This window comes from Streptomyces sp. NPDC040622, from assembly GCF_055593965.1.
The window spans coordinates 200,166-208,032 of sequence record NZ_JBVIXD010000003.1 but is presented as its reverse complement, the minus strand read 5'-3'; the positions used below and the strand labels follow the sequence as shown (position 1 = coordinate 208,032).

Sequence of the window (7,867 nt, the reverse complement as noted above, 5' to 3'; positions counted from 1 at the left end):
TAGGAGTTATCCTTTTGGGATGCCCTGCGGCGGGGGCCCTTTACTGGGGGGGGGGGGGGGGGGGGAGCAGCGGGTGGGAGGCCCCCCGTGGTGGGTCCCCCCCCCCCCCCGGCGCTGCTGCCCGTGGCTCAGCCGGCGTTCTTGCGGTAGGCGCGCATGGCCAGCGGGAAGAAGACGACGGTCACACCGGCCATCCAGGCGAAGGTGCCGACCAGCGAGTCGGCGACCGGGCCGCCGTTGAGCAGACCGCGGACCGATTCGGCCACCAGGGAGACGGGGTTGACGTCCGACCAGGCCTGGAGCCAGCCGGCCATGCCCTCCCGGGGGATGAAGACGTTGCTGGCGAAGGTGAGCGGCAGGATCAGGATGGTCATCAGGCCCTGCACGGAGGCGGGGTTCTTGATCAGCATGCCGAGGTACACCGAGATCCAGGAGAAGCTGAGGGCGAAGCCGATGAGCAGGGCGAGCGCGCCGAGAGCGGCGAGCGGTCCGGTCTCGATGCGGTACCCCATCACCAGGGCGAGCACGACCAGGGTCCCCAGGCAGACGACGTAGCGGACGATGTCGGCGAGCACGGCGCCGATCAGCGGGCTGGAGCGGGCGATCGGCATGCTGCGGAACCGGTCGAAGATCCCGGTGCTCGCGTCCGCGCTGAGCGAGGCGCCGACACCGATGCTGGCCTGGAAGACGGCCATGACCATGACGCCGGGGGTGACGAGCCGCAGGTAGCCGTCGGTGTCACCGCCGGACATGGCGTCACCGAAGAGGTAGATGAACATCAGCAGGCTGATGATCGGGGTGAGGACCACGTCGACCAGCTGCATCGGCGACTTCATGAACTTGGCGACGCCGCGGCCCGCGAGGGCGAAGCTGTGCCGGGCGGTCTGCGCGAGACCGACGCGGCCGGAGAGCTCGGCGGGGACGCCGAGAGGCTGGGCCTGGGTCTGGCTCTGGGCGCTGAGGGTCTGGGTGCTCATGGCGGGGGTCCTCTCGGGAAGGTCCGTGCGGTAAGGGTTGCGGTACGGGGTGGTGGCGCTCGTAGCGGTCGCGGCCCGTGAGCCGGACTCTCAGACGGCGACGGGCCGGTCGTCGGCGGCGGCCTGGTCGGCGGCGGCCGGCGCGTGACCGGTCAGCGCGAGGAAGACCTCGTCCAGGCTGGGCAGCCGCAGGCCGAGCTCGTCGGCGGTGATGCCGGCGCCGTCCAGGCGACGGGCGACCGCGGCGACGACCAGCGGGTCGTCGGCGGGCACGGTGAGCACACCGGAGTCCTGGGCGGGGGAGTGCCCGGTCAGCTCGGCGAGCATCCCGGCCACCTGCGCCACGTCGGCGGCCACGGTGGGCCTGACCTGGAGGATCTGCCCGCCGACGCGGCGCTTGAGCTCACCGGGACGGCCCTCGGCGACCTTGCGGCCCTTGTCGAAGACGGTGATGGAGTCGGCGAGCTGGTCGGCCTCCTCGAGGTACTGCGTGGTCAGCAGAACCGTCGACCCGTCCGCGACCAACTGCCGTACGACGTCCCAGACCTCCTGCCTGGCATGCGGGTCGAGGCCGGTGGTCGGCTCGTCCAGGAAGAGCACCTGGGGCCGGCCGACGAGGGAGGCGGCCAGGTCGAGACGCCGCCGCATGCCGCCGGAGAAGGTGGAGATCGGCTTGCGGGCCGCCTCGGAGAGCGAGAAGCTCTCCAGGAGCTGGGCGGCGCGGGCCTTGGCGTCGCGCCGGGAGAGACCGAGCAGCCGCCCGATGAGCACCAGGTTCTCGGTCCCGGACAGGGTCTCGTCCACCGAGGCGAACTGCCCGGTGAGCCCGATCAACTGCCGTACCTTCACCGGGTCCCCGGCGAGGTCGTACCCGCCGATGGTGGCGTGCCCGGCGTCGGGCCGCAGCAGCGTGGCGAGGATGCGGACGGTGGTGGTCTTCCCGGCCCCGTTGGGCCCGAGGACTCCGACGACCTTCCCGGCCGGCACCTCCAGGTCGACGCCGTCCAACGCGGTGAAGTCCCCGTACTTCTTGACCAGTCCCTCGGCCCGGATCGCGTACCCCATGTCCCACCACTCCTCGTCCTCGTCAGGTCTTCGCTCGCTGTCGATGACCAGAACGATGCCGAGTCCCGCTGACACGCCACCGCCAGCGCGCTGACAGCGGGGGCGGGGGGCTGTCAGGGGGTGTCAGCGGGTGTCAGTCGAGAGGCGACCGCCCTGTGGCGAGAGTGTCGCCGCGATGACAAACCCCCTGCTCACCCCGCCCGTTGAAGGCGTCCTCTCGCCCCTTCGACGGTCCGCGCGGTGTGGCACGCTGCCACCATGACGACAACGACGGAGCTCACCCTCTTCGCGGACTACTTTCAGATACACGTGTCCGATGTGGATTCGGAGGAGGACCTGGGCGAGGAGTGGACGGAGCAGGCCACCGTCGATCGCCTCGCGGTCGCGGAGGACGCGCTGGCCATCGGCACGGTGGTCAATGTCAACGTATCCGTCACCGTGGACGTCCTGTCTCAGGAGCCGGGCGACGACAGCGCGGAATTCGATCACGTCGTGGAGGCCGGCCTCGATGTGCCGTCGGGCCGCCTGATGGTCCTGGGCTGCTCGGACTACGCCCCCGACGCGGCCACGTTCGAGGTCGCGGCGGGCCCTCACCGCGTCCGCGCGTCCCGGAGCAACCTGGCGCGGGCGGCCCAGGCCGACATCGACTCCGCCAAGACCCCCGAGACCACCGAGAGGATCCGCATCCAGGTGTGGCCGGCCCCGAAGTCTCCGGCGACGATCACGAAGCGGTGGTCTTAGTCGGACTCCGACGAAGCCTGCGGGCCGGACCCGCGTACCCGCCCTTGGGGGCGCACCTCCACCACCATCCGCCCGTGCGTACACAAAGCCAGAGGGGTGGTACTGAATCAGTACCACCCCTCTGACCTGTCTGACCTGACCTTTCCTCCGTGGCGGTCTGGCAGAAGCACACGCACGGGGGGCAGGGTGCAGTCGCTACCAGAGGACTTGGCCCGCAACCGGGCGGCCGACGCGGTGCGCCACAAGATCCGGGAGTTACAGCCCAACCCCGTGCTGAGGCTGGTCGAGCGCTGGAACCCTGATCCTCAGACGCATGGTTGGGCTGCCGGACTCATGGGTGAGCGCATCACCGGCAGGAGACTGAACCGGCTCCGGGGCCGCGGGTGGTTCACCCTCCACGCCATCCAGTGGGCGAGCGGCACGGACATCGACCACCTCGCCATCGGCCCCCGCCGACGTCTTCTCCATCAATTCCCAACGACACCGAGGCAAGAGGGTTTGGTACGGCGACACCGCCCTCACCGTCAACGGCGTCGTGCAGCGCCACATCGCAGCGAGTCAGTCCGAAGCGCGTCGGGTGTCGTGCGCCCTGTCCCGCCGCTGCGGTACGGACGTCACGGTTCGGCCGGTGATCTCAGTGGTCCACGCCTCGAAGCTCACGGTCAAGAGCGCCAATCCGCCCGTACTCGTCCTTGAGGTCACGCAGTTGGACCGCGTGCTGTCGGGGCTCTCACCGCTGCTTCCACCGGACCGCATCGCGCTCATCTACGAGGTGGCCCGCCGGGCTGAGACCTGGGCCGGCTGAACAGGCGCCGAAGCGAGAACTGAACCGGCGACCAGTCCCGAAGGCAGGCAGGACGTCGCGGCGAGGACTGACCTGCCGTCTCAGCACGAAGCGGCGGCTCTGTGACGCAGCTCACCCGACATTCCCGGGTGGGGATTGCCGGTTCGGGGCGCTGCGGCGCCCGAAAGGGGACAGGCTCGCCCATCATCTGCCGGAGGCACCACCACCCATGACGCCCGAAGCTCCCAAAGAACCGCAGGAACCGCAGGAACCGCAGGAACCGCAGAAACCGGCACCGCCTGCGACCGCCCCGCCCCGCGAGGCCAAGGCGTCGCAGACGGAAGAAGCCGAGGACCTCGACACCTTCTACGCGCGGTACGGCCTGGTCAGGCGATGGAAGGTACTTCCTGAGCCGAAGCCCGTACCCATTGACGCACAGTCCGCTCACGGCCTCCCCGTGCTGGACGAGGACGACCTCATCGCGTACGGCGGTGATGGGGGAGTCCGCGACAGCTCCTACTTCTATTTCGGCAACGAAAGGGACGGTGGGCGCCTGCTGGCAGGGCGCCTGTTCCGGAACAACTCCAGACTCGAACCGGGGCAAATCGTTCACACCTGGACGGAGGGGGAGGTCAACGACCCATGGGTCGGAGCGGCGAACCACACGAAGCCCAAATCCCCGGAGGCTCGCGCGGAGGCCCGTGAGGCCATGCTCGCGGCGCGGGCCGTGGAAGCACGGAACGAGGCGGCGCTCGGCAACACCGAGCTCATCGAGAAGTTCATGGCCGTCGACCTCGGCCTGTGGCGGGGAGCCCGCTGGCAGGAACCGGTGGCCACGGCTCTGCTCGGCGACTGGGCGAGCACCCTGCGCACGCACGGCACCATCCGCCGAGGGGCTCTCTCCCGGCTGGTGCGTGAGGTGAGGGAGATCCACCGACAGCTCACGCCACTGTGGCGCCGGCGCTGCGCCGGAGAGCGGCTGCTCAGCCTCGATGTCCCTGTTCTGGAGAACGGGCTGACCCTCGCCGACCTGGTCGCCGGAGGGCCCGACCCGGCCGACATCCTGACGGGGGCGCTGCCTGATGATCCGCGTGTGCTCGCCGTGCTGGAGCAGATGTTCCCGATCGAGCGGGCGGTCGCGCTCGCCTGGTCCCGTTCGGGGACGCCGAGTTGGACGGAGGCGGCCGCCACGGCGCTGGCCCTCACCTCGCAGGCGTACGCGCGGAGTGACGCCGAGGCTCTGGGGGAGCGAGTACGCCGCAAACTCAAGCGGCTCGGTCGCCGTGCGTGTCACAGTCGGGACGGCGAGGAGAGGCCCCGCTTCCGAACGGCACAATCGCCTGCTGTCGGGCGAGCCGGCGACCGCGCAGCGGAAGGGCAGGAGGCGTGAATGCCTGACACAGCGACTCTCGCCCTGATCGCCATGGTCGGCTGCTTGGTCGTGCGCGAATCTCGGCGCGACGAACGGCTGGGCGGCGCGCTCTTGGTCGGCGTCGCCGTGGTGACACTGCTGCTGACGCTGTACGGGGCAGGTCCGGACTGACAGCGGTCGGCTGAACCCCGCTCGGAGGCCGACGCTCCTGGAGACGGGTGGTCCCGTCGCCGCACTCGGCGGCGGGACCACCTACACCCGGGCCCGCCACCCCCGCGTGTACTGGTCCACGCTCGGCCTGCCCATATCCACGGCCCGGCTGCTCGGCTCGTACGGCTCGTACGGCTCGGTCATGGAGGCCTGTGGGCTGACCGTTCCTCCGTCCCGCCCGCGGGACCTGGCGCTGAAGGCGACCAGCCGTCGAGAGTTCCGTCCGGTCCCGCCACGTCGGGGCGTCATCCGACCCACCTCGACAGGACTGCGGCCAGGGATGGGAGCGCCTCGCCGCCGGTGACGACTGGGAGGAGAACGGGCTCGTCTTCTCCTCGGCGGTCGGCAAGCCGCTGGATGCGACCAACGTCCGCCGTGTCTTCCGGGTGGCCCTGAAGGACGCTGAGGGAATCGACGCCGCCGAGTGGACGCCTCGGGAGCTCCGGCACAGCTTTGTCTCGCTGCTATCCGACAGCGGCGTGCCCCTGGAGAGAGTTCCCTCCTCGTCGGCCACTCCGGGACTGCCGTGACCGCCGTGACCGCCGTGACCGCCGTGACCGAGGAGGTCTACCGGGACCAGATCCGATCCGTGCTCCAGACCGGCGCGGTGGTCATGGACGGCATATTCAAGCGGGATCTGAAGCCGTAGTCACGCAGATGGGCACGCACACGAAAACAGGTGAGGCACACCGTAACGTTACGGTGTGCCTCACCTGGGTCAGAGGTGCGGCCGCGGTTGGTCTCGCGTGGTGCCGAAAGGGCTCGGGGAGTAAGTCGGCTCCCATCTGGCTCCCTCAGGGGCCCTCGACTCCGTCCTTCTCGGGCATCGTGGAGTACTCCTCCGTAGTCACGGGCGAGTAGTACCGTTTCAATGGCCGCCACCTTCCCACCCGTCGCCGAAGGAAGAGCTCCCTCATGACGACTGCTCCCAGCGGCTCCAGGGCCACAGCCCCCATGCCCGACAGGACACCGAAAGCACTCCGCGCTGCGATCGCCCAGTACGCACCGCAACTCCTGGTCGACTTCGACCGGCACTGGCGCCGTGACATCGCTGATGCCTACGACCTCGCGCCGGTGCCTGCCTTCATGGCGCGCTGGTGGGGGGAGTTCGCTCTCGCTCGTGACCCTCAACTCGAAGCAAAGGTGCATGGGCTGGAAGATGCGGCCGACCGGGAGCCCGATTATGCCCGCGCCAAAGCGTTGATCGAGGAGGCCGGTCTGCTGCGCCGTCAGGCGGCGAAGGCGGAGCCGGGCCAGTGACCGATGGATTCACGGGGCCGCCCTGGCAAGCTGACTGGACCAAGCAGGCGGAGGAGGACCGGGAGGCCCTCCCCGATACGGCCAGAGACCTGGTCCTCGCTGCCCGGGCCGAACTCGTCACTGCCGCAGACCCGTACTTCCGGGGCATCGACACCGACCGAGACCTTCCAACCGGGATGAGCGTCGAGCCTGCCCAGTCCACCCGGCCCGGTGGGCAGCATGTTCTGTATGTCGACCACGGCAGGGGCTGGCTGCGCTACCAGTTCACCCGACGGGTCGCTGATCCACAGATCGTGATCGAGGAGTGTTTCTGGCGGTGAGCATGCGGTGGCGGCTCCCGAAATGACCCCGAAAACCACTCAGGGTCCTGATCCATTAACTGGATCAGGACCCTGACCTGGTGTTACAGCTGTCGGGGTGGCGGGATTTGAACCCACGACCTCTTCGTCCCGAAGCAACTTGGGCGGAGGTGATGCCTTGGGTTGGTGCGCTCCTCACCTGCGCTGACGGTCCGCAGGCGTTCGCCCGTGTTCGCCGCTGTTCATCGGCGTTGTCACGCAGTTAGACACTCACCCGGTGCGGCTCCTGGTGCGCGGGATCAGCGCACGTCAGCTCAGCTCTTCGGGCTTGGCATGGCTGTTCGAGTCGCAGGCAATCGGCGGTGACCTGGGATCGTTTCCTAGGAGACCTGTCACTGACGGTCCCCGCTGGTCACTGTTGAGCGGCCTTGGACGGCCCAGAGTCGGACCGGGAGAGTCAACTCCCCCACTCTTGCGCCCAGGAGGTATGGCCTGTCTGCCCGAGTTGGTCAGCGCGGGCCTACGCCAATCCGCTAGCCCCACTCATCAAGTTGGGCTAGTTGCTGCGTGGACAACGCGGAAAGCTCCGGGCTCGACAGCCCACCTCTATATCTTGGAGTAAGCGGGAATTCGAGAGCCGGGGTTTTTATGCCAGGTTCAAATGAGAGCGAGCGTCCTGCGACCAGGGAGTCGGACGGGTCAGCAGATACTACGGAGGATGCAGAACAGGGGCGCTGTCAGAATTTCTGGCAAAAGTGCCAGGATGCCTTCGCGGCGCACAAGATTGGTGTAGGCGTCGTCGCTATCGGTGCAATTATGGCAGCAATAGCCTCGATCGTCGGACTAGCATTCGAGCTATTCCCCAATTTTAAGCCGCAGCCGAGCGAGAAGTCCGAGGTATCTATCCTAGCCGTGGACGTTGACCGGATGGAAAGGCTCAATGGTAAGCAGCGAGACTCCGCGAGCGGCGTAATTCCGGGAACCGGGATGCAGAAATTGTAGCTGCTGAATTCAAAATTATCACTGCTGTTAACATGGACCAGTGTATGGAAGGTGCAGGAGGGGCGGTTGAGTACGTCAGGTATGACGTGCCCGTGAGTCCTACAGAAAGGCCTGGGGGCACGTTAAGGCAGGCTATTCGGTATCATCTTGAGTCGAA

Annotated in this window: 8 protein-coding genes and 2 pseudogenes; 8 read left to right on the top strand and 2 right to left on the bottom strand. The window is 68.1% G+C overall.

Features of this window, described 5'->3' with window-relative positions; all coding sequences use genetic code 11:
- Nucleotides 1-128: 128 nt before the first annotated feature.
- Nucleotides 129-977 (bottom strand): ABC transporter permease, encoded by an 849-nt coding sequence (locus tag ACZ592_RS09300; protein ID WP_471580900.1) that lies wholly within the window; start codon nucleotides 975-977, stop codon nucleotides 129-131.
- A 90-nt stretch (nucleotides 978-1,067) separates the two neighbouring features.
- Complete coding sequence (locus ACZ592_RS09295; protein ID WP_471581401.1) at nucleotides 1,068-2,042, bottom strand: ATP-binding cassette domain-containing protein; 975 nt, start codon at nucleotides 2,040-2,042, stop codon at nucleotides 1,068-1,070.
- 258 nt (nucleotides 2,043-2,300) lie between these two features.
- Here ACZ592_RS09295 and ACZ592_RS09290 point away from each other — a divergent pair, with 258 nt between their 5' ends.
- The 8 genes and pseudogenes from ACZ592_RS09290 (at nucleotide 2,301) to ACZ592_RS09255 (ending at nucleotide 6,729) form a co-directional block, all read left to right on the top strand.
- A complete protein-coding gene (locus tag ACZ592_RS09290; protein ID WP_471580899.1) occupies nucleotides 2,301-2,783 on the top strand; it encodes a hypothetical protein in 483 nt (160 codons plus the stop codon).
- Nucleotides 2,784-3,411: 628 nt separating this feature from the next.
- Nucleotides 3,412-3,588, top strand: coding sequence for a hypothetical protein (locus tag ACZ592_RS09285; protein ID WP_471580898.1), 177 nt, complete (start codon nucleotides 3,412-3,414; stop codon nucleotides 3,586-3,588).
- Between the two features lie 208 nt (nucleotides 3,589-3,796).
- Nucleotides 3,797-4,957: a hypothetical protein gene (locus ACZ592_RS09280; protein ID WP_471580897.1), complete on the top strand. Its 1,161-nt coding sequence runs from the start codon at nucleotides 3,797-3,799 to the stop codon at nucleotides 4,955-4,957.
- A complete protein-coding gene (locus tag ACZ592_RS09275) occupies nucleotides 4,958-5,110 on the top strand; it encodes a hypothetical protein (protein WP_471580896.1) in 153 nt (50 codons plus the stop codon).
- Nucleotides 5,111-5,120: 10 nt separating this feature from the next.
- A pseudogene (locus ACZ592_RS09270) lies at nucleotides 5,121-5,423 on the top strand (FtsK/SpoIIIE domain-containing protein); the annotation flags it as partial.
- A gap of 1 nt (nucleotide 5,424) precedes the next feature.
- Nucleotides 5,425-5,798 (top strand): annotated as a pseudogene (locus ACZ592_RS09265) (tyrosine-type recombinase/integrase); the annotation flags it as partial.
- A 305-nt stretch (nucleotides 5,799-6,103) separates the two neighbouring features.
- Nucleotides 6,104-6,409: a hypothetical protein gene (locus ACZ592_RS09260; protein WP_471580895.1), complete on the top strand. Its 306-nt coding sequence runs from the start codon at nucleotides 6,104-6,106 to the stop codon at nucleotides 6,407-6,409.
- Nucleotides 6,406-6,729: a hypothetical protein gene (locus ACZ592_RS09255; RefSeq protein WP_471580894.1), complete on the top strand. Its 324-nt coding sequence runs from the start codon at nucleotides 6,406-6,408 to the stop codon at nucleotides 6,727-6,729. Before ACZ592_RS09260 ends, ACZ592_RS09255 begins: the two co-directional genes overlap by 4 nt.
- The last annotated feature ends 1,138 nt before the right edge of the window (nucleotides 6,730-7,867 follow it).

Coding starts and splice junctions, on each gene's coding strand:
- ACZ592_RS09295 (WP_471581401.1), bottom strand. CDS start 2,042: ATGGGGTACGCGATCCGGGCCGAGGGACTGGTCAAGAAGTACGGGGAC.
- ACZ592_RS09275 (WP_471580896.1), top strand. CDS start 4,958: ATGCCTGACACAGCGACTCTCGCCCTGATCGCCATGGTCGGCTGCTTG.
- ACZ592_RS09280 (WP_471580897.1), top strand. CDS start 3,797: ATGACGCCCGAAGCTCCCAAAGAACCGCAGGAACCGCAGGAACCGCAG.
- ACZ592_RS09290 (WP_471580899.1), top strand. CDS start 2,301: ATGACGACAACGACGGAGCTCACCCTCTTCGCGGACTACTTTCAGATA.
- ACZ592_RS09260 (WP_471580895.1), top strand. CDS start 6,104: ATGCCCGACAGGACACCGAAAGCACTCCGCGCTGCGATCGCCCAGTAC.
- ACZ592_RS09300 (WP_471580900.1), bottom strand. CDS start 977: ATGAGCACCCAGACCCTCAGCGCCCAGAGCCAGACCCAGGCCCAGCCT.